This window comes from Stenotrophomonas sp. GD03680 (genome assembly GCF_029844625.1).
Lineage (GTDB): Bacteria > Pseudomonadota > Gammaproteobacteria > Xanthomonadales > Xanthomonadaceae > Stenotrophomonas > Stenotrophomonas maltophilia_P.
Genome location: NZ_JAOCKC010000001.1, coordinates 410,911 through 432,513, shown reverse-complemented (window position 1 = coordinate 432,513; position 21,603 = coordinate 410,911). Strand labels below are relative to the sequence as shown.

At 69.3% G+C, this 21,603-nt stretch carries 8 protein-coding genes; all 8 read left to right on the top strand.

Annotated features, from left to right (window positions below):
- The first annotated feature begins 7 nt into the window (after window positions 1–7).
- The 8 genes from gspK (at window position 8) to N5J29_RS01875 (ending at window position 21,565) form a co-directional block, all read left to right on the top strand.
- Window positions 8–868: a type II secretion system minor pseudopilin GspK gene (gspK, locus tag N5J29_RS01910; protein WP_154582314.1), complete on the top strand. Its 861-nt coding sequence runs from the start codon at window positions 8–10 to the stop codon at window positions 866–868.
- The gene (gspL, locus tag N5J29_RS01905) at window positions 865–2,031 is read left to right on the top strand and encodes a type II secretion system protein GspL (protein WP_164152856.1); all 1,167 of its coding nucleotides are present in this window, start codon (window positions 865–867) and stop codon (window positions 2,029–2,031) included. The genes gspK and gspL overlap by 4 nt, the downstream gene beginning before the upstream one ends.
- Complete coding sequence (gspM, locus tag N5J29_RS01900) at window positions 2,028–2,555, top strand: type II secretion system protein GspM (protein ID WP_065176113.1); 528 nt, start codon at window positions 2,028–2,030, stop codon at window positions 2,553–2,555. Before gspL ends, gspM begins: the two co-directional genes overlap by 4 nt.
- A complete protein-coding gene (gspD, locus tag N5J29_RS01895) occupies window positions 2,552–4,927 on the top strand; it encodes a type II secretion system secretin GspD (RefSeq protein WP_164152854.1) in 2,376 nt (791 codons plus the stop codon). Before gspM ends, gspD begins: the two co-directional genes overlap by 4 nt.
- Before the next feature lie 2 nt (window positions 4,928–4,929).
- A complete protein-coding gene (gene gspE, locus N5J29_RS01890; protein ID WP_275576339.1) occupies window positions 4,930–6,366 on the top strand; it encodes a type II secretion system ATPase GspE in 1,437 nt (478 codons plus the stop codon).
- 7 nt (window positions 6,367–6,373) lie between these two features.
- On the top strand, window positions 6,374–7,573 hold the full coding sequence (gene gspF, locus N5J29_RS01885; RefSeq protein ID WP_164152852.1) for a type II secretion system inner membrane protein GspF: 1,200 nt from the start codon (window positions 6,374–6,376) through the stop codon (window positions 7,571–7,573).
- 212 nt (window positions 7,574–7,785) lie between these two features.
- Window positions 7,786–8,961, top strand: coding sequence for a substrate-binding domain-containing protein (locus N5J29_RS01880; protein ID WP_053516316.1), 1,176 nt, complete (start codon window positions 7,786–7,788; stop codon window positions 8,959–8,961).
- 205 nt (window positions 8,962–9,166) lie between these two features.
- The gene (locus tag N5J29_RS01875; RefSeq protein WP_279924087.1) at window positions 9,167–21,565 is read left to right on the top strand and encodes a filamentous haemagglutinin family protein; all 12,399 of its coding nucleotides are present in this window, start codon (window positions 9,167–9,169) and stop codon (window positions 21,563–21,565) included.
- Window positions 21,566–21,603 lie beyond the last annotated feature (38 nt).

The following is a 21,603-nucleotide window of genomic DNA, read 5'->3' as shown; positions in this document are numbered from 1 at the left end:
GCAGGGCATGGCGGTGATCGTCGCGATGCTGGTGGTCGCGCTGGTGGCGGTGATCGCGACCGCGCTGCTGACCCGCCAGGCCGCGCAGCTGCGTGCGCTGCGTGGCGACCAGCTGCGGGCGCAGGTACGCATGGCCGTGGATGCCGCGCTGGAGCGCGCGGGGCAGCAGCTTCGTGACGACGCGCGCGAGCAGCTGACCACCGTGCGCGACGGTCGCTGGGCACGGCCGGTGCAGCTGGATGCGCCGCTGCCGGTGCGCCTGCAGATGGTGGACGCGCAGTCGCTGTTCAACCTGCGCAACCTGTTGTCGCAGGGCCAACCGGATGCGCAGGCGCGGCAGGCCTTCGTGGCGCTGTGCGTGGAGCAGGGGGTGTCTGCGGCTACATGCAGCGGTGCCGCGGACCACATCCAGGCACGGCTGCGCGACGGTGATCGCGCCGCGCAGGCGCCCCTGCCGCGCGAAGCCCTGATCGGGCAGGCGCTGGCCGGTGCCGAGCCACGCGCCGTCCGGGCGTTGTCCCGGCGCACGGTGGTGTTGCCGGCGCAGACGCTGGTCAACGCCAATACGACTGACCTGGCCGTGCTGCAGGCGGTTGCACCCGGCGCTGATCCGGGCCGGCTGCGGGCGCTGGTGGACGAGCGCGACGGCGGCCGCTGGCTGCTCAACCGCGGTGATATCGCCAACCGCCTGCAGGTGAGCAGCGAGCAGATGTCGGTGATGCCGCTGGGCATCCACAGCGAATGGTTCCTGGCGGTCGGACAGGTCCAGGCAGACGACCGCGACGTCGATTTCCGCGCGTTGATCTGGCGTGAGTACCGCGATGACAGCGTGCGCGTGCAGCGTGTATGGACGAGGATCGGCGCATGAGCGTGCAGCTGCGGGTGCGCCTGCCGGCGCTGGATCGACTGCAGGCCGACAGCCGGGTGGAGTGGGCGCAACTGCAACGCGGTGACGTGGCGGCGCATGGCTGCGAGGCGCTATCGGCGTTGGGACAGCGCCATCCGCAGGCACAGGTGCACGCCTGCCTCGATCCGCATGACCTGATCCTGCTGGAACTGCAGCTGCCGCCGCTGTCAGGTCGCCGGCTGCAGGCCGCGCTGCAGGGCGAGGTGGAGGCGATGCTGCTGGACGACCTGCAGGATGTTGCGCTGGCCAATGGGCCGCAGGCGGCAGACGGGACCGTGCCGGTGGCATGGCTGGGCCAGCAGGCCGTGGCCCAGGCGCAGCAGCTGCTGGCGTCGTGCGGCCTGAGCCTGCAGGGGCTGTACCCGACGCCGCTGCTGCTGCCGTGGACGGAGGGGCGGGCCACGCTGGAGGCGAAGGGCGAGCACCTGCTGGTACGCAGCGGGCGCGACCGCGGCTTCGTGCAGTGGAGTGGCGGGCGCGACGTGGCAGGCGTGCTGCAGGCAACCTCCCTGCGCCTGCAGCAGGCCGGCGTGCAGGCCGTGCAATGGGTGCATGCGGTGCCCTCGGGTTGGCCCGGACACCTGCAGACCAGCACAGTGGCCGCGGGCAGCGAGGCCAGCGGCCCGCTGCCGGCATGGGCACTACCGCTGCAGCGCGGCGGACGACGCCTGCCACGAGTGGCGATCGGGCTGGCACTGGCGGCCGGGGTGCTCGCCGCGACGGGCCTGCAGTTGCAGGTCTCGCGCTGGCGCGGCGAAGGTGAGGCGTTGCAGCGGGAAATGACGCGGCAGTTCAGCGCGCAGTATCCGGAAATCACCGAGGTACTGGATCCGGTCCTGCAGGCACGGCGTGCGTTGGCCGCACCGGTGCAGACGGCTCCACTGCCGCGGATACAGCAACAGGTCGCGCTGGCATTGCAGGCGGTTCCGGAGCTGGCCGGCCGCGTTCGCGGCATGGACTACACGCCCGGCGCGCTTGAACTGGAACTGGACGCCGATGCGCAGGCGCTGGCCGATGATGCGCAGCATCTGGAACGATGGCAGCAGGCGGCGCAGGCGCAGGGCCTGCAGCTGGTCCGCCAGGGCGGTGGCCGCCTGCGGCTGAGCACCGGGGGCAGCCGATGAGGGTACGGACTGCGTGGATGGAAGGCGGCATCGCGGCGCTGTCGCAGTGCTGGCGGCGCCTGCAGCTACGCGAACGCGTCATGCTGACGACGATGGTGGGTGCACTGCTGGCCGCTGCGCTGTGGGCATTCTGGCTGGAGCCCCTGCTGAAGCAGCGCAGCTACTGGCAGGTTGAGCTGCCGCGCCTGCAGGCACAGATGCGGGCACTGGCGCCCTTGCTGGACGCGCGCGAGCGCCAGCGCCTGGCCCGGGAGCAGCGGCCGACACTGACCAGCCTGCGTTCGCGGATCGCCGCCGCCGGCCTTGCCGATGCCGTGCGGGTCGACGCGCGCGAGGGACGCTGGCACGTGCAGGTGCAGTCGGTGCCCGCCGATGTGCTCTGGAACTGGCTCCTGCCGCTACTGGCCGACCCGACCATCGAACTGCAACGACTGCAACTGCAACGCACAGGGGACGCGGATATGCCGGCGGCACGCATTTCAGGAAGTATCGTGATGAAGGCCGTTGCGGGTGAGCTTCGATGAGGTCGATGCACGGTCTTGCCTGTGGCGCGGTGCTGGCTCTGGTCGTGGGGATGCTCCACCTGCCCGCGCCGGCATGGGCGCAGGATGCCAGCGACGAGCCGGTTCAGTTGAATCTGGTGGATACCGATATCGGTGGCGTGCTGCGGATGGCAGCGCGTTTCACCGGCCGCCAGTTCCTGATCGATCCACGCGTGACCGGCAAGATGACGGTGGTATCGGATGGTCCTGTCAGTCGCGCGCAGGCCTATCAGCTTCTGCTCGGCGCACTGCGCATGCGTGGCTTCGCCGTGGTCGAGAACGGTGGCATCAGCCGGGTCGTGCCACAGGCCGATGCCAAGCTGCTGGGCGGCCGGGTAGGTGGCGGAGCGGCAGGTGGAGAGGTTGCCACACGGACCTTCGCGCTGCGTTACGAGAATGCGGCCGCACTGGTCGCGGTGCTGCGGCCGATGATCAGTCCGGACAACCCGATCACCGCCAACGCGGGCAACAATACGCTGGTCATCACCGACTATGCCGACAATCTGGAACGCATCGCGCGGGTGATCGCCAGTGTGGACACCCCGGCTGGCATGGACACCGACGTGGTCAAGCTGCAGCAGGGGATCGCCGTGGATGTGGCCGCGATGGTCGCACCGTTGCTGGATGCGCAGGGCGCCGAGCCGGGCCAGAAGGTGATGGTGATGGCCGATCCGCGCAGCAACAGCGTGCTGCTGCGCTCCAGCAGCCCGGGGCGCACGCGGTTGGCACGCCAGCTGGTGGAGAAGCTGGACCGGGCACAGGACGAGTCCGGCAACCTGCATGTGGTCTATCTGCGCAATGCACAGGCCACCCAGCTGGCGGGTGTGCTGCGTGGCGTGGTGGCCGGGCAGAGCGACGCGCAGGCGATGGGCAGCAGCGAGGGCATCACGCCGCTGCCTGGCGGGGCCGCTCGCAGCGCGCAGCCGCAGCCGCAGCCGCAGCAGGCCGGGGCCACGGGCAATGCGCTGCCGTCGCAGCGGCTCGATCCGGACCGGCGCGACCCCGCTGATGCCGGCAGCAGTGGCTTCAGCCAGAACGGCATCTCCGTACAGGCCGATGTCGCCACCAATACGCTGCTGATCTCGGCGCCGGAGCCGGTGTACCGCAACCTGCGTCGGGTGATCGACCAGCTCGACCAGCGGCGCGCGCAGGTGCTGGTGGAAAGCCTGATCGTGGAAGTCAACCAGACCGATGCCGCTGAACTGGGCGTGCAGTGGATGCTGGGCAATGGCCGTACGTTCGCAGGCACCCACTTCGGTGGTGCGACCGGCGGCAGCGGCCTCAATGGCACCGCGCGCACCACGCTGGACGTGCTGCCGCGCGATGGACTCAACGTGGGCGTGATCGATGGCACCATCACGCTGCCGGGCGTGGGCCAGATCCTCAACATGAAGGCACTGGCCAACGCGCTGCAGAGCAAGGGCGGTGCCAACATCCTGTCCACGCCGAACCTGATGACGCTGGATAACGAGGCCGCCAGCATCATGGTCGGCCAGACCGTTCCATTCGTCAGCGGCCGCTATGTCACCGACGGCGGAGGTGGCAGCAACAATCCGTTCCAGACCATCGAGCGCGAGGACATCGGCCTGAAGCTGCGGGTACGCCCGCAGATCTCCGAAGGCGGGACGGTGAAGCTGGACATCTATCAGGAAGTGAGCAGCATCGACGGGCAGAGCTCCAGCAGCGAGGGCATCATCACCAACAAGCGGGCACTGGACACCAGCGTGCTGCTCGACGACGGCCAGATCATGGTGCTGGGCGGCCTGCTCGAGGACAGCGTCAGCCACGGTCGCGACGCGGTGCCGGGCCTGGGCCGGATTCCGGTACTGGGCGCGTTGTTCCGCAGCGACACGCGCAGGCGCGCCAAGACCAACCTGATGGTGTTCCTGCGACCGCACGTGGTGCGTGACCCGGCGGCCGGCCAGCGCCTGACCCGCGATCGCTACGACTACATGCGCAACGCCCAGGCCGGTGCACAGCCTGTGCAGAGCTGGGCATTGCCGGCGCTGTCGGCGCCGCAGCTGCCGCCACAGGACCTGGGTACGCTCGGCCAGGGCAACGCGCGCGACGGCCAGGGGCGACCATTGCAGAACACCAGTCTGGCCGCCCTGTACCCGACCGGCGAGGGCACCGCGCAACATGTGCAGTTCGCGCAGGGCCTGGACCCCGCACGCGCCGCGCAGGCGGTGGCGCAGGTGCGGGCATTGGGGCTGCAGGCGTACGCAGAAGCCACACCCGGCGCAGCGGGTCAGCGCCTGCGGGTGCGACTGCCACGCGATCCGGCACAGCTGGACCCGGCCCTGCAGCAGCTGCGGGGCTTGGGATACACCCCGGAGCTGGTGATCGGGCCGTGACCGTGGCCAACGATCTGCGATCACTGCCGTATGCCTGGGTGCGCAGCCACGGTGTGCTGCTGGCCGACACGGATGATGGGCCGGTCCTGCTGGGTACCGCCGAGACGCCGGCCTGGGCTGTCGCCGAGCTTCGCCGCCGGCATGGACCCCTGCCGTTCCAGCAACTGGACAGTGCGGCCTGGCAGCAGCGGCTGGGCGAACAGTATCGTGACGGCGGCGACGCCGCGGCGGTCGTCGGCGCGGCGGAGAGCGAAGTCGACCTTGACCGGCTGATGCAGGACATGCCGGAGATCACCGACCTGCTGGATGCACAGGATGACGCGCCGGTGATCCGCATGATCAATGCGCTGCTGGCACAGGCCGCGCGCGATGGCGCCAGCGACCTGCACATCGAGCCGTTCGAGACCCATTCGGTGGTCCGCTACCGTGTCGATGGCACGCTGCGCGACATGGTGCAGCCGCGGCGCGCCCTGCATGCCGCCCTGGTGTCGCGCATCAAGATCATGGCGCACCTGGATATTGCCGAGAAGCGCCTGCCACAGGACGGGCGCATCGCCCTCCGCGTAGGCGGCCGGCCGCTGGACATCCGCGTGTCCACCGTGCCGACCGGGCACGGCGAGCGCGCGGTGCTGCGCCTGCTGGAGAAGGATGCCGGCCGGCTGCAGCTGCAGCGCCTTGGCATGGCCGACGACACCCTGGCCACGTTCACCGGCCTGGTCCGCCAGCCACACGGCATCGTGCTGGTCACCGGCCCGACCGGCAGTGGCAAGACCACCTCGCTGTACGCAGCGCTCGGCCAGCTCGACAGCAGCACCAGCAACATCCTCACCGTGGAAGATCCCGTGGAGTACGACTTCGCGGGCATCGGCCAGATCCAGGTCAATGCGCGTATCGGGATGACCTTCGGCACCGCCCTGCGCGCGATCCTGCGCCAGGATCCGGACACCATCATGATCGGTGAGATCCGCGACCTGGAAACCGCGCAGATCGCCGTGCAGTCGTCACTGACGGGTCATGGCGTGCTGGCCTCGCTGCATACCAACGATGCGATCTCGGCAGTGACCCGGCTGGCAGACATGGGGGTGGAGCCGTTCCTGCTGGCGTCTTCGCTGCGCGGTGTGCTGGCACAGCGGCTGGTAAGGCGCCTGTGCATGCAGTGCCGGCGCGCGGAGGTCGATGCCGACGGTCGCACGGTGTGGCGGGCAGTGGGCTGCGCAGCCTGCGCACACAGCGGCTACCGCGGGCGAACCGGCATCCATGAGCTGTTCGTGGTCGATGATCGGGTGCGCGCGCTGATCCATGAAGGGCAGGGCGAGCCCGCGCTGCGCCAGGCGGCACGGGCCGCCGGCATGCGCAGCCTGCGCGAGGACGGCCAGCGCTGGGTCGACAGCGGCCTGACCACGCTGGAGGAAATCCTGCGCGTCAGCGGCGACGGTTGACGCGACGATGGCGCTGTTCGACTACCAGGCCGCCAACGCGCAGGGACGCATCGAAAAGGGCCAGCTGGATGCCGACAGCCCGCGTGGCGCGCGCCAGCTGCTGCGCGGGCGTGGGCTGACGCCCGTGCAGGTCAGCCCCGCGCGCGGCGCAGGCGGGGGCTGGGGAACACGCCGGCTTTCAGCGAGCGAACTGGCCTGGGCCACCCGCCAGCTGGCCAGCCTGCTCGCCGCCAGCCTGCCGCTGGAGGGCGCATTGAGCGCCGTCATCGAGCAGGCAGAGCGACCGCATGTGGCTCAGGCGCTGACCTCGGTGCGCGCCGATGTGCGTGCGGGTCAGCGCTTGACCGTGGCCCTGGCGGCCCGGCCGCGCGACTTCCCGCCGATCTATCGCGCCCTGGTCGGCGCCGGCGAGGACTCGGGCGACCTGGCGCGGGTGATGGAACGCCTGGCCGATTACATCGAGGAGCGCAATGCGCTGCAGGCCAAGGTGCTCACGGCGTTCATCTATCCAGCGGCGATCAGTCTGGTATCGGTGGCGATCGTGATCTTCCTGCTCAGCTATGTGGTGCCGCAGGTGGTGACGGCGTTCGTGCAGGCACGACAGACACTGCCGATGCTGACCCAGGTGATGCTGGCCGCCAGCGCGTTCGTGCGCAGCTGGGGTGCATGGACAGCGCTGGGCATCGGCCTGCTGGTTGCAGCATGGCGGCTGGCGTTGCGCCGCACCGATCTGCGCCTGCGCTGGGATGCGATGCTGCTGCGCGTACCGGTGATGGGCCGCTTCGTGCTTGGCGTGAACAGTGCGCGCTTCGCCTCGACGCTGGCCATCCTGCTCGATGCCGGCGTGCCATTGCTGCGTGCGCTGGAGGCAGCGCGGCAGACACTGGGAAACACGCTGCTGGCGCGCTGTGCCGAGGATGTTGCCGCGCGCGTGCGTGAAGGCGCGGCACTGGGCGCTGCATTGAAGGTGCAGAAGATCTATCCGCCGATCCTGGTGCATCTGGTGACCAGTGGTGAAAAGACCGGCACACTTGCGCCCCTGCTGGATCGCGCCGCGCAGACCCTCTCGCGCGAGATCGAGCGGCGCGCCATGGCGCTGACCGCACTGCTCGAACCGACCATGATCCTGGTGATGGGCGGAGTGGTGCTGACCATCGTGCTGGCGGTGCTGATGCCGATCATGGAAATGAACCAGCTCGTGCAGTGACGGGCGTGCGGCGCACAGGCCACGCTTCTCCACACAATCCTCCATACCTTTTCTCGATCTTCCACAGGTTTCTTAAGCGGCCTGTCATCGGCACGGACGAGCATGAGCCTGTCGTCGCGGAGCGGGCTGGGAGGCCCTCAGCGACAGCAGGCGTGTAGTGACCGTTCCTCCCTTGGCGTTTCCCTTCGCAGCAAACCCTTCAGGAGAAGATCATGTACAAGTACAAGACTCTGGCCGCGCTGGTTGCCACCGCGCTGCTCGCCACTGCCGGCGCCGCGTCGGCGCAGACCGTTACCGGCGGTGGTGCATCGCTGCCGGCCGACCTCTACAAGGGCCAGGCTGACAGCATCCTGCCGGCCAACTTCAGCTACGCCGTGACCGGTTCGGGCACCGGCAAGAAGGCGTTCCTGGAGAACAATTCGGCGCTGTTCTCGACCACCGGCACCGTGCATTTCGCTGGCAGCGACTCGGTGCTGAGCGCGACTGAACTGAGCACCTACACCACCAACTACAACCAGTCGACCAATGCCAACCGCTACGGCGCCCTGATCCAGGTGCCGTCGGTGGCCACCTCGGTGACCATCCCGTTCAACAAGCCGGGTTCGGCCGTCAACCTGAGCGTGGCGCAGATCTGCGGCGTGTTCTCCGGCGCGATCAGTGACTGGTCGACCATCGACGCCAACCGCAGCGGTCCGATCCGCGTGGTCTACCGCACCGAAAGCAGCGGCACCAGCGAAATGTTCACCCGCTTCCTGGCTGCGGCCTGCGCCGCTGAGCCGGCTGCGACCTCGAACCTGGTCGGCGGCACGTTCGCCGTGAAGTCGACCTTCGCCGACCTGTACAAGCGCGATGCCAACAACAACCTGCCGGCGTTCCTGGTCGCCGCGCCGGCCACGGGCGGCACCTCGCTGTACAACGCTGTCTATGCGGCGGACGGCCGCATCGGCTATGTCGGTCCGGACGTGATCCCGAGCCTGACCGATGCGACCAAGGTTGCCAAGGTCAAGGGCTTCTCGCCGGACCAGGTGAGCGTGCAGGCCACCCTGGATACCGTCGCTCCGCCGACCGGCACCGCCGCCGAGAATCCCGCCAACTGGGTGCCGGTGTTCGGCAACCCCTCGGCCGGCTATCCGATTGCCGGCTACACCAACCTGGTGATCGGCCAGTGCTACAAGGATTCGGCGGTTGCCACCAGCCTGCGCGGCTTCCTGGCCCGTCATTATCCGGCGACCTACCCGGCGGCCTACGAGGCGTCGATCACCGGCCATGGTTTCATCCCGCTGACCAAGGCCTGGCGCGATGCGATCCGCAACCGCTTCGTGCTGGCCAGCAGCGCAGCCGGCCTGAACAATCCCAGCACCTGTGCGGGCATCGGCCGTCCGCTGTAATCCGCAGCACCGCGTGAACCCTGTTTGACCCGGCGCCGGCCCCTGTGGCCGGCGTCGCCATTTCCGCCGTGCGGCGTGCAGCGCCATCGCCCCCTGCACGCTGTCGGCTTCATGTCATGCGAACCGTCTATCAGTGGCAGGGCATGCGTTGCGCGTGTCTGCGATCACCGCCGCCAGTGCGGTCCACCAGGTTGATGAGGTTACGATGTCGCACCCGCTCCCGTCCGCTGTTCATCCGGCCGCGCCGATGCGCCGCAATCATCCGATGGCCTGGGCCATCGCGGTCGCACTGGGAAGCGTGGTCGCCCCGGCCAGCCAGGCCCAGCAGGCGTTCAGCCCGGCCTGGTTCGCCGAACGCGGCGCAGCGCAGGGCGCGGCCACCCAGAGCGGGCGCATGCCCAACGGCGTGCCCATCCAGTTCCAGTTGCCGGCCCAGCAGCAGGATGCTGCGCGGCAGAAGCTGCAGCAGTCGATCGACAATCTCGGCACCGCCGCGCAGGCCATCGCCCTGCAGCAGCGCCTGCAGGATCAGGCGCGGCAATCGCGGCGGGAGGCCGGGTTCATCGTTGCCGACGGATTGGGCAGGGACGGGTTGAAGGTCGATGAGAATCCGTTGACCCGGGGCTGGATCAACGCCCGCGAGGCGATCCAGTCACAGGGCAGTGACGGACGTGTCCAGGTCAGCATCGAGCAGACCGCGGACAAGGCGATCCTGAACTGGGAGACCTTCAATATCGGCGGCAACACCACGCTGAACTTCCTGCAGAACCCGGACTGGGCCGTGCTCAACCGGGTGAACGATCCGAATGCGCGGCCCAGCCAGATTCTCGGCCAGCTCACCGCGGGCGGCACCGTGTTCGTGGCCAACCGCAACGGCGTGGTGTTCGGCAACAACAGCCAGGTCAACGTCCGCAACCTGGTCGCGGCGGCGGCGCGCATCAGCGATGGCCAGTTCCGCGACACCGGGTTGTACAGCGCGGATACGAATACGGCCGCCCTCAGCGATGCCGCTGGCAAGGTGATGGTGGAGCGGGGCGCACGTATCGCGACCCACGAGCCGACCAGCGCCACGCGTGGCGGCGGTTACGTGCTGCTGGCGGGACACAGCGTGGAGAACGCCGGCCAGATCGAGGCGCGAAAGGGCCAGGTGCAGCTGGCTGCCGGCGACAGTTTCGTGATCCGGCGCGGCGTCGGCACCGCAGCCAATACCAGCTCCACCACGCGTGGCAATGAAATCGCGCCGCGCTTCATCGCCGACAGTACCGCGGGCAGCGTGCGCAATACCGGCCTGCTGCGTGCCCGCGAGGGTGACGTGACCCTGGCCGGACGCAACGTCGAGCAGGCCGGCGTTGCCGTGGCCAGCACGACGCTCGCACAGCGCGGCACCGTGCATCTTCTGACCTCGGCCAGTGATACCGGCAGCACCGTCACGCTCGCCGATGGATCGACCACGGCGGTGCTGATCGAGGACGATGGCAAGGCCACGGCACTGGACACCCAGCGCGACAGCCTCATCAGGGAATCGGCAGAGCAGGATGCGATCCGCGCGGGTGCGCGCTCGGCAACCTTCGACAATCTCTCCCAGCACAACGACCGACGCGATCAGTCGCGGGTGGAGATCGTTTCCGGTGGCACCATCCATTTCCGCCCCGATTCGCTCACGGTTGCCACGGGCGGCCAGGTCATCGCCGATGCGGCGGCCCGCAGCTACGTCGACGATGCAGCACGCGTGGACGTGTCGGGCGCCGTGGGCGTGCAGGTCTCGATGGAAAGCAACAATGTCCAGATCAAGGTGCAGGGCAACGAACTGCGCGATGCGCTGGACAACCGCGACAGCGGCAAGCTGACCAGCAGCGAGGTCTGGGTCGACCGCCGCAGGCTCATCCACGTGCCAGCCGGAACCGGGGGCTACGATGGTGAGCGCTGGTATGCCGCAGGCGGCCTGCTGGAAGTGGGCGGCTACCTCGACAACCAGGGACATTCGATCGGCGAATGGGCCGCGCAGGGAGGCACCGTCCTGCTGGGTGGCAGTGAAGTGATCACGCATGGTGGGTCACGCATCAACCTTGCGGGTGGCAGCCTGGATGTGCAGAGCGGCGTGATCCGGCAGAGCTGGGTGCGCGGCGTGGATGGCCAGGTGTACCGCCTTGATGACGCACCGGCGGAGATGCTGTTCGACGGGGTGTACAACGGCCATGAGGTGAAACAGGAGCGCTGGGGCGTCACCGAGACGTTCCGCGATCCGGTCGTGTTCGCGGCGCAGCGTGTCGACAACGGGTATACGGTCGGCCGCGATGCAGGACGCCTGATCGTCTCCGCCCCGACGGCGGTGCTGGAGGGCCGTGTGGAGACCGCCACCTTCCAGGGCGCGCAGCAGAACCGCCGGCCTGATGCCGCACTGGACGGCTATGCACAGGCGCAGACGGCGGCAGCACGCAATGCGCAGCTCTACCTCGGGCGTTATGACGGCCAGGGCCGCAGCGGGGTGTTCGGTTCGGACGTGCGCGTGGATGACAATGCGCCGAAGACGGCGGCGTGGTCACTGCTGGCACCGGTCGGGGAGGAGCGGCGCGACACGGTGTGGCTGGACATCGCAGCATTGAGTGCCCAGCAGTGGGGGCGGATCGATCTGGCGAGCGCCGATCGCATCAGCATTGACGGCCGTCTTCGGTTGCAGGCGGGCGGACAGCTGAATCTGACCGGCAGCGAGGTGGAACTGGCGGGCGACATCGGCATTGCCGGCGGCCAGCTGTCGGCGGGCAACCTGCTGGAGGTGCAGGGCAGGCCGACGGCACTGCTGAACGATGGCCGCGCACGCACCGTTATTGCCGACGGTACCCGCATCGATCTTGCCGGTGAATGGAGCAACGCAGCGTTGGGAGAGCCGCTGGATGCGGGTGGTGCCTGGACGGATGGCGGCCGCCTGAGCTTGGGCAACAGCCATGACGTGAGCGTGGGCGCGGGGGCGACGGTCGACGTCGAGGCCGGCGCCGCGCTGGACCTGCGCGGCAAGGGGCATGTCGGCAAAGGGGGCAGCATCAGTCTGCAGGCGAACAGCAGCACGGTTGCAACGGACGGCAGCGGCCGGGTGCAGCTGGGCGAGGGCAGCCGGTTCAGCGGCCGTGGCCAGGGCAGCGGCACGTTCTCGCTGGGCACCGGTGGCCGGGTGCGGGTGGGCGATGCGGATCCGGCGGACGCAGCAGCGCTGCAGGTGGATGCCGGCCTGTTCGGCAGTGGCTTTGCCCAATACGACATCAATGGCCATCAAGGGCTGGAGGTTGCCGATGGCACGCAGCTGGCAGCGCGCATGCCGGGCCTTCGGATGACCGCGGACGCGCGCACCGCGACGGATCGGAAAGAGGCACTGGAGAGCTGGCTGGCACCGCTCTACAGTGCCGATCCACTGAGCGGGCTGGTCCGCCAGCGCAGCGGTGCCAGCGTGAGCCTGCGCTCGGATCGCAACAGCGTCGGCGGCGACCTGCGGGTGGGCAAGGCCGCACTGATCGAGGTCGACCCGGGGCAGGCGATCTCCCTGCTCGGCGCCGGCAACATCGACGTGGAAGGTACGCTGCGTGCGCAGGGGGGACGCATCAGCATCGACGATGTGCGCCTGCCGACCACGCTGTATGCCGGGCAGCGGAGCGAACGGACCTGGCGGTTCGCCGACGGTGCGCTGCTGGATGCCAGCGCGGATGCGGTGTCACTGGCCGATGCCGGTGGCCGCCTGCAGGGACAGGTGCGGGCCGGCGGGCGCATCGAGATCGGCGGCGCGCTCGACTGGGAGAGCTGTGCGTCGGTGGACAACCGTCCGCCTGAAGCCTTCGTCGTGCTCGAGCGTGGCGCGCAGCTGCGGGCAGCGGGCGCCTCGGCGCCGCTGCATGTCGACGGGAAGGGACGGACCCGGGTGGACAGCGACGGAGGGCAGATCGTGCTGCGTTCGGCCAACGCTCTGTACCTGGACGGCGCAATGGATGCCTCTGCCGGCGGCAGTAGCGCGCGTGGCGGCACCTTGGGCGTAGCCTTTGGTGGCAGCGTTCATGCGCGCGGTGCGAGCGAGGAGGTACTGCGCGCGCGTGGCATCACGCTCAGCCAGCGCAGCCCGGTCGACGCGGTGCTGCCGGACCGGCTGGAGTACGGGCACGCGGCGCTGTCGGTGGAGCAGATCCAGGCCGGTGGCTTCGACACCCTGTCCGTGTTCGGTGACGTCCGCGCGGAGGGCGATGTCGACCTGCGCATGGGCCAGAGCCTGCGCATCTACGGACAGGGGCAGTCAAGCCTCGGCATGGCCGTGGCAGCACCGCAGTCCAGCGGCATTTCGCTGAGTGCTCCGCACCTGCTGCTGGCGCAGTCGCACTGGCAGTCGCTGCCGGGTGAGAACCTGGTGGTCACCGATACCGTAGCGTCGGCTGCGGAAGGCGACCACGTGCTGTCGGCGAGGGCGGATCTGATCGACATCCGTGATGTCACCTGGCTGCCCGGCTTCAACCAGGTCGTGCTGGACAGCCGCAGCGACGTGCGGCTGCTCAACGCGGTGTCCAACGGCGGATCGATCAGTGCGTTGATGGCGAGCGGGTCGATGGACGTGAGTGCCGCCCGCCTGTACCCCACCTCCGGTGCGACGGGCTACCTCGTCGCGGGTGCGTCTGCGGCGACCGTGGCGACGCCCGGATACTGGTCAGATCCGGATGCGGTGCTGCGCATCCGGGGTACGGGCACGGCGGCGGCCACTCCGCCGGAGTCAGCGCTGGGCGCGTTGCAGCTGGTGGCAGCGACCGTGCAGCAGGGCGGCAACGTGCAGGCGCCGATGGGGGCGCTGCAACTGGGCGGCCTGGTCCTGGGCGGCACACGTGCCAGCCGGGTCGAGCTGTTGCCGGGCAGCATCACCTCCACCAGTGGCGCAGGTCTGGCGCTGCCCTATGGCGGTACCGTGGACGGCGTGTCGTGGAGAAGAGGCAGCAGCAGCCTGGAATCACTGACGCCGGGTGGCATTGCGTCCAAGGGCGTGACCGTAACCGCCAACGATGTGGATGTGCATGCCGGTGCGCTGCTGGACGTGTCAGGTGGCGGCGAACTGACCGGCGCGGCGTTTGTCTCAGGCCGCGGTGGTTCCGTCGACGTGCTGCGCACCGCGCTGGCCGATGCCAACCCGCGCTATGCGTTCAGTGCGTCCGGCAACCCGGTGTACGCGATCGTGCCGGGACGTGCCGGCAGCTTCGCACCCAGCAGTGATGATGGGTTCGCTGCGCCGGCGGTGGGCCAGCAGATCACCGTACCCGCCGGCGTTCCCGGCCTGCCTGCGGGCACCTACACGTTGCTGCCGGCGAGCTTCGCGCTGCAGCCGGGTGCATTCCGCGTCGAACTGGGTGCGACGGGGATCTCCGGCGTACCGCAACCGATCCAGACCGGAACCGGGACCTGGCGCGTGTCCGGGCAGCAGGGATCGGCACTGGGCGGGGTGGCGTCGCCGCTGCTCACCGACATCCTGCTGACGCCGGCGGCGGTGGTGCGCCGGCATTCCGGCTACAACGAAACCAGCTACAACAGTTTCGTGCAGGCCACGGCCGACCGTCGTGGCGAGGCGCGCGGCTGGCAGACCCTCGATGCGCTGGGGCTGACCCTGGCACTGGGTGAAGGCGCTGGCCGCGAGGGAACCGCGGCCATCGACTTCGCCGGCACGGCGCGCTTCTCCGCGGCCAATGAAAAGGGACGCGGCGGCACCCTGGTGGCCACGCTCGCCAGCCCGGCCGTGGGTTCTCTGGAGGTCGCCGCTGCCGGCAGTCCGTCGCAGGCACACGATCGTGGCGCGACCTTCACCGACGACGCACTGAATGCGCTGCGGCCGGAACGCATGGTGATCGGCGGACAGTTCAACGAGTCGGCTTCGCTGGTGGCGGTGTCCGGCGCGGTGCGCGATGTGGCGATCCGCTCCGGTGCGAGCCTGCAGGCACCGGAGATACTGGTGGCTGCGGCGTCCGGTGGCAGCGGTATCCTGGTCGAAGCCGGGGCGACACTCGACACCTTGTCTTTCGCACGCGACACCGCGTCCGCGCCGACCGTGCCCTATCAGGTCAATGGCGGCCTGCTGGCCGTCTCGAACCAGCGCCTGAACCTGATCACCGGTACGACCGGCGTGGCGGCCGGGCCGGTCGCGATCGACATCGGCGGCTGCCAGACGGACTGCGAAGGCGAGGCACGGCTGGTATCCGATGGCAGCATCGGGGTGGCCACCGATGGCGTGCTGCAGATGCGCGATTCCGCCCGTTATGGCACGCGCCAGCTGGGCGTGAGCATGGCGGCGCTCAACCTCGGCAGCGCCGAGGCGATCGCGCAGGCGGCGGCCGCAGGGGCGTTGCCAAATGGCATGACCATGAACCAGTCCGTGCTGCAGCAGCTGCTGCGCGGCAATGATGCCACCGGCGCGCCGGCGCTGGATACGCTGAGCCTGGTCGCACGCGATTCGGTCAACGTGTTCGGCAGCGTCGACCTGGATGCGCGCGACAGTGCCACCGGCCGCGGTGGCCTGCAGACGCTGGTACTGGGCGCGCAGGCCATCCATGGCTATGGTGCGGCGAGCGACCGTGCGCGCATCCTGGTGGACACACTGGTCTGGGACGGTTCGCTGGCGGCGACGCAGGCGGCGGGCAGCGATGCATCGGTGCCGCCGGCCGATCCCATGGTGGACCGGCTTGGCGCGGGGCAGCTGGACATCGTCACCCGCAACCTGCAGCTGGCGCGCGCCCCGTTCAGCCGTCCCAGCTCCGAGGTGCCCGCGAACCGCCAGGTGCTCGGCTTCAGCGCGCTCAACCTCAGCGCGTCCGGGCAGCTGCTGTTTTCCGCGCAGGGTACGCTGGACGTGTACCAGCAGCGCGGCGACTATCTCGCGGACAAGGGCTGGCAGTACAGCGGTGGCAGTATCGGCATCGACACGCCGCTGCTGACGGCCGATCCGGGTGCGCAGCTGCAGGTACGGACCGGCGGCGACTTCCGCCTGCAGGGCGGCAGCGGCAGGGCCGGCGGCGACGCACTGGGCAGTGAACTGAGCATCGATGCCGAGCGGATCGCGCTGGACAGCACGATCGCACTGGCCTCCGGCCGCCTGTCAGCGAGCGCACGCGAAGGCATCGCGCTCGGCAGCCAGGCGGCGCTGGACCTGGCAGGGCGCAGGGTTACGCTGTACGACGTGGACCGGTACAGCTGGGGCGGCGACGTGCTGCTGTCCAGCGATGCGGGTGACGTCAGCACTGACGCCGCCTCACGCATCGATCTCTCGGCGCGCAACAACCGCGGCGGACGGCTGACGGTGAATGCCCTGGCCGGGAGTGCCGATCTGGCCGGCGGCATCGAGGGGGCTGCCAGTGGCCGTTACGACGCAGGTGGCACCGTGGTGCCTTACGACGGCGCAGACCTCGTGGTTCGCGCTGGCACGTTGCAGGACTTCGCAGGCCTGAACCAGCGCTTGAACGCAGGCGGTGTCACCGGCGGGCGCACGTTCCGGATCGGTGAGGGTGATCTTCTGATCGGTGATGAGGTGAAGGCGCGCAGGGTCGACATCAGCCTCGACGCAGGCAGCCTGCGCGTGGCGGGGCGCATCGACGCCAGTGGCGAGCAGGTCGGCGCGATCCGCCTGTACGCACGTGACGGTCTGCAGGTGGAGGGAACGCTGGATACGCATGGCACCGGCCTGCGCGTGGACAGCCAGGGCAAGATCATCGACAGCCCGAACCGGGCCACGATCGAACTGGGCAGCGCCGCCGGCGGGATCGACATCGGCGCCGGCGCCCATCTCGACCTGCGCGCGGGCACGGCGGTGGCGGTGGGCGGCGGCCTCGGGCAGAACGACGGCGTGGCCCGCGGCACCCTGAAGATCGATGCGCCCCGCATCGGCGGCAACGATGCGGCGATAGCGGTCGCCAACGGTCTGCGCGTCGAAGGTGCGGCCGATATCCAGGTCAATGCGGTGCGACGCTATGAGGACGCGCCCTTGGCGGACACTGTCGACGTCAACGGCAACCGCGCGCAGCGCGTCACCCAGCAGTGGCTGGACCAGATCGTCGATCCGGACAACCGCGCGTGGATGGACGGCGCGCTGGCCAATGCGGACCTCCAACAACGCACGGCTGCGCTGGGCTCGCATCGCCTGCGCCCCGGCGTGCAGGTCCTCGCCCGCCGCAGCGAGGCCAATCCCGGAGGTGACCTGACCGTATCCGGTGACATCGACCTGTCCGGCTACCGCTATGGGCCTGAGGCCGATCGCAATGATCCGGCGCGGCGCGGCTTCGGCGAGTCGGCGTCGCTGGTGCTGCGCGCGGAGGGCAACATCAACGTGCACGGCAGCATCAACGATGGCTTCGCGCCGCCACCGGCCAATCCGGACGAGGCAGGATGGCAGTTGCATGAGAGCCGCAACGGCACCGCCGGTCACACCCCGTTCGGCGGCGACCTGGTGGTGCCGGTGGAGGGCGTGAGGCTGCAGCCCGGTACGGAGTTCCGAGCCGGTACCCGCCTGAACTATGACGTGCCGGTCGAGTCCACCACGCTTCCGCTCGGGACCGTGTTGCCCGTTGCGATGGTGATCGCACAGGACCTTCGCCTGCCCGCAGGGACCGTGCTGGGTGCGGCGGTGACCACCGAGTCGGGGCAGCTGCTTGCTGCCGGCACGGTATTGCAGGCGCCGCTGGTGCTGGCGGCGGGCGCGCGACTGGGGGCCGGCTTCCGCCTGCGCAGCGATGTGCAGATGGCCGCCCAGGACTGGCCGGCCGGCGCGATGCTGCCGGTGACCCTGCGCCTGGCACGGGAAGTCGAGCTCAAGGTGGGTGCGTACATACCATCGTTGACCAAGGTGGAGCTGCCCGGCGACGCACCGGTGAACCTGCGTCCCGCCGACGCCAACGGCAACCAGGGACGCAACTGGGCGCTTGCCCCGATGCTGGCCGAAGGTACGACATCGTGGGACATGACACTGGTGGCGGGGGCTGACAACGACGCCGCGGATCCGCGTTCGCGACGCTGGGGAAGCGACGGCAGCGTGGTGCTTGCCGATACCCATCAGGGCTCGGTCGGCACCGTGACGACCGAGATCATCTGGGTGGGCGACCGGGTCCTGACCGAACAGGCGTCACTGGACTGGATGGGCGACACCTCCTATGCCGGCCGTCCGATTTCCGAGCTGGCAGACATGTTCGGCTTCAGCGAGGATGAGTTCTGCGCGCTTTCCGATGGCTATTGCGGCCCCGCGCCGCGACAGGTCGCCGCGCAGGGTTCGCTGGATTTCTGGGGCGATGAATCCTATGTCGGCACGCCGGCAAAGGACTTCGCCGAGCTGTTGGGCATGACCGAGGACGAATTCTGCGGAATGGCACCGGGCTACTGTGCCGGCGGTGGCACCCAGACCGAGGTCACCACCTACGGCAAGCGCGCCGGTACACCGGCCTGGAGTGTCCTGCGCACCGGCAAGGGCGACCTGGAACTGCTCGCGGCGGGCGACGTTGCGATGAAGTCCGGGTTCGGCGTCTATACCGCCGGTACGCCCAGCTCACTCGGCGAGGGCCGTGACGCCGCGTTTGATTCACCGCGCGCGGCGGCGCCCTGGAACACCGCGCTGCTGGGTGAGAACCTGGTGCCGGGCAGCTATGACGCCGCAATCGCGGGATACCAGGCCTGGTATCCCGATCATGGCGGCAACCTGCGCGTCGAAGCCGGGCGCGATATCGTCGGTGATGTCTGGACCGCACGCGCGGAGTCGGGTAGCAGTGAACGCGATCAGGCGCAGTACTCCAGTGCCGCGGTCGGCAATTGGCTGTGGCGGCAGGGAACCGGCAGCACCACCGGCGTGGCGCCGGTGCCGACCAGTTGGTGGGTGAATTTCGGTACGTACACCAACGTGTCGGCCATCGCCGGCAGTACCCCGCGGATGGTGGGCTTCACTGGCTTCGGCACATTGGGCGGTGGCAACCTAATGTTGGAGGCCGGGCGCCACGCCGGCGTACGCGATGCGATGGGTGACGCGCTGGGCTCGCTGACGGCGCCGCATTCGAGTGCAATCATCGCCGCCGTGGGATCGACCGGCCGTGTCAGTGATGGCCAGCTGCACCTGACCGGCGGCGGCGACCTGCAGCTGCGCATCGGTGGCGCGCTGAACCCGAATCTGCAGGCGACGATCTCCAGCCTCAATCCATCGAGAGCCGCACAGAATCTTGACCTCAACGGGACGTTCAGCAACCTGCGTGGCAGCCTGCTGCTCGATGCAGGCCGCATCGGTGCGATGGGGGTCACCCTGGACAGCTACGCGACGCTGGGCCAGCTGCGTGCGGCCGATCTGTTCGCCGCCGACGCCGCCCGCCCGATGGGCGGGCCGGTGCTGGTGCTGGGCGATGCGGTCGCACAGCTGCAGGCGCGGGGCGATGTCGTGCTCGGCGGCGTCGCCGATGCCGGCCGGGTTCCACTGGCCAACTACAGCACGGTGGTGCAGGACAACGGCAGCCGCGCTGCGGGCAGCACCTGGTTCTCCCTGTGGACCGCCAACACAGCCGTTGATCTGTTCAGTGCCGGTGGTGACCTCGCGCCGGGCCTCGCCGGGCCGGAGAACGTGACCGGCAGCAATCTGTGGCCCGAGCAGGTTGCGCTGGCACCGGGCAGCCGGGAGGAGCTGCTGAACTACTGGCTCTATCCTTCGCGCTTCAGCGCCGTTGCCGCCCAGGGTGACATCAAGCTGGACCGGATCAGTGCCGTGACGGGGACGCAGGATGTGATCCTGCTGGCGCCCTCGGCCACCGGGCGGCTGGACGTCCTGGCCGGCGGCAGCATCTTCGCCCGCAGCGGCGCGACCCAGATCACGCGCTCGGGCGCGGATGCGCGCCTGCCGGGGCCGTTCGACCCCGCATTCGTTGCCGAGCAACGCGATGCCAGCGGTAATGTGACGCGCCCGCGGCACAACCTGTCGGTCGATGGCAACATCGCCTCGCCGGAGGCATCGCTTCCGCTGTTCGCGTTCGGCCCGGGTACGCCGTTGTCCACGGTCTCCTCGGCACTGGCACCAAGCCGCTTCTACGCCGTGCAGGGCGACATCATCGGCCTGGCGACAGGCGCCCAACGCACGCTCGACGGCACCGCCTGGCAGCGCACGCAGCTGAACTGGTTCGAGGCAGCAGGCGCGGTGCAGCTGCGGGCAGGGCGGGACATCCTCGGCGTGTCGATGACCGCGTTGAACAGCGCGCCTACCGATATCACGGTGGCGGCGGCGGGACGTGACATCGTGCATCTGGACGCGACGATCGCCGGCCCCGGCAACGTCGAGATCAGTGCCGGCCGCCAGCTGCGCCAGGAGGAGGCGGGCAGCATCGTCAGCCTCGGTGGCATCGTGCAGGGTGACACCCGTCCGGGTGCCAGCATCGCGCTGACGGCCGGCAACCAGCAGATCGATTTCGCCGCCCTGCGTGCCCGCTATCTGGATCCCGCAAACCTGGCCGATCCCGCGCAATCGCTTGCGTCGCAGCCGGGCAGGGCAGTCAAGGTCTACGACCAGGAACTGAAGCAGTGGCTGCAGCAACGCTTCGGCATGGCCGCCGATGGCGAGGCAGCGCTGGCAGCGTTCGATGCGTTGCCGCAGGAACAGCAGCGCATCTTCCTGCGCCAGATCTACTACGCCGAGCTGCGCGAAGGCGGACGCGAGTATACCGATGCGGAAGGGGCGCGCTTCGGCTCCTATCTGCGCGGGCGCGAGGCCATCGCCACGCTGATGCCGGACAGGAATGCGGCCGGTGCGACGATCGACCGAACCGGCGATATCGTGATGTACGGTGGCTCCGGTGTGCGCACCGAGGCGGGCGGCAACATCGAACTGATGGCACCGGGAGGCCAGATCGTGGTGGGTGTACAGGGGGTGGTGCCGCCTGCCACTGCCGGCCTCGTCACCCAGGGGCAGGGCGATATCCGCCTGTTCAGCCAGGACAGCGTGCTGCTGGGCCTGTCGCGGGTGATGACCACCTTCGGTGGCGACATCCTGGCGTGGTCGGAACAGGGCGACATCAATGCCGGTCGCGGCTCGCGCACCACGCTGTTGTACACACCGCCACGGCGCGTCTATGACACCTGGGGCAATGTGATCCTGTCGCCCCAGGCGCCGGCCAGTGGTGCGGGCATTGCCACCCTCAATCCGATCGCGGAAGTCGCGCCGGGCGATGTGGATCTGATCGCGCCGCTGGGCACCATCGATGCGGGCGAGGCGGGCATCCGTGTCTCGGGGAACATCAATCTGGCCGCGCTGCAGGTACTCAACGCGGCCAACATCCAGGTGCAGGGAGACAGCAGGGGCCTGCCGGTGCTGGCGTCGGTGAACGTCAACGCGCTGGCTTCGGCCAGCGCCGCCGCCAGCAGTGCCAGCCAGGCGGCACAGGATGTGATCCGCAAGAGCCAGGAGGATGCCCGGCGCAACCAGCCTTCGGTGATCAGCGTGCAGATCCTGGGCTTCGGCAACGCCAGCAGCAGCATCAACCCGCCGGCACGCGGCACGACCGCGGCCAGCGGCTACGACGTAGACAGTGCTTTCCAGTTCCCGCAGGCCCGCGAACCGCAGGCGCGTGGAGAGGGTGGTACACAGCGTCGATAGTTGCCGGGGGTGATCCACGCGGTGCGTGGCGATCCGCA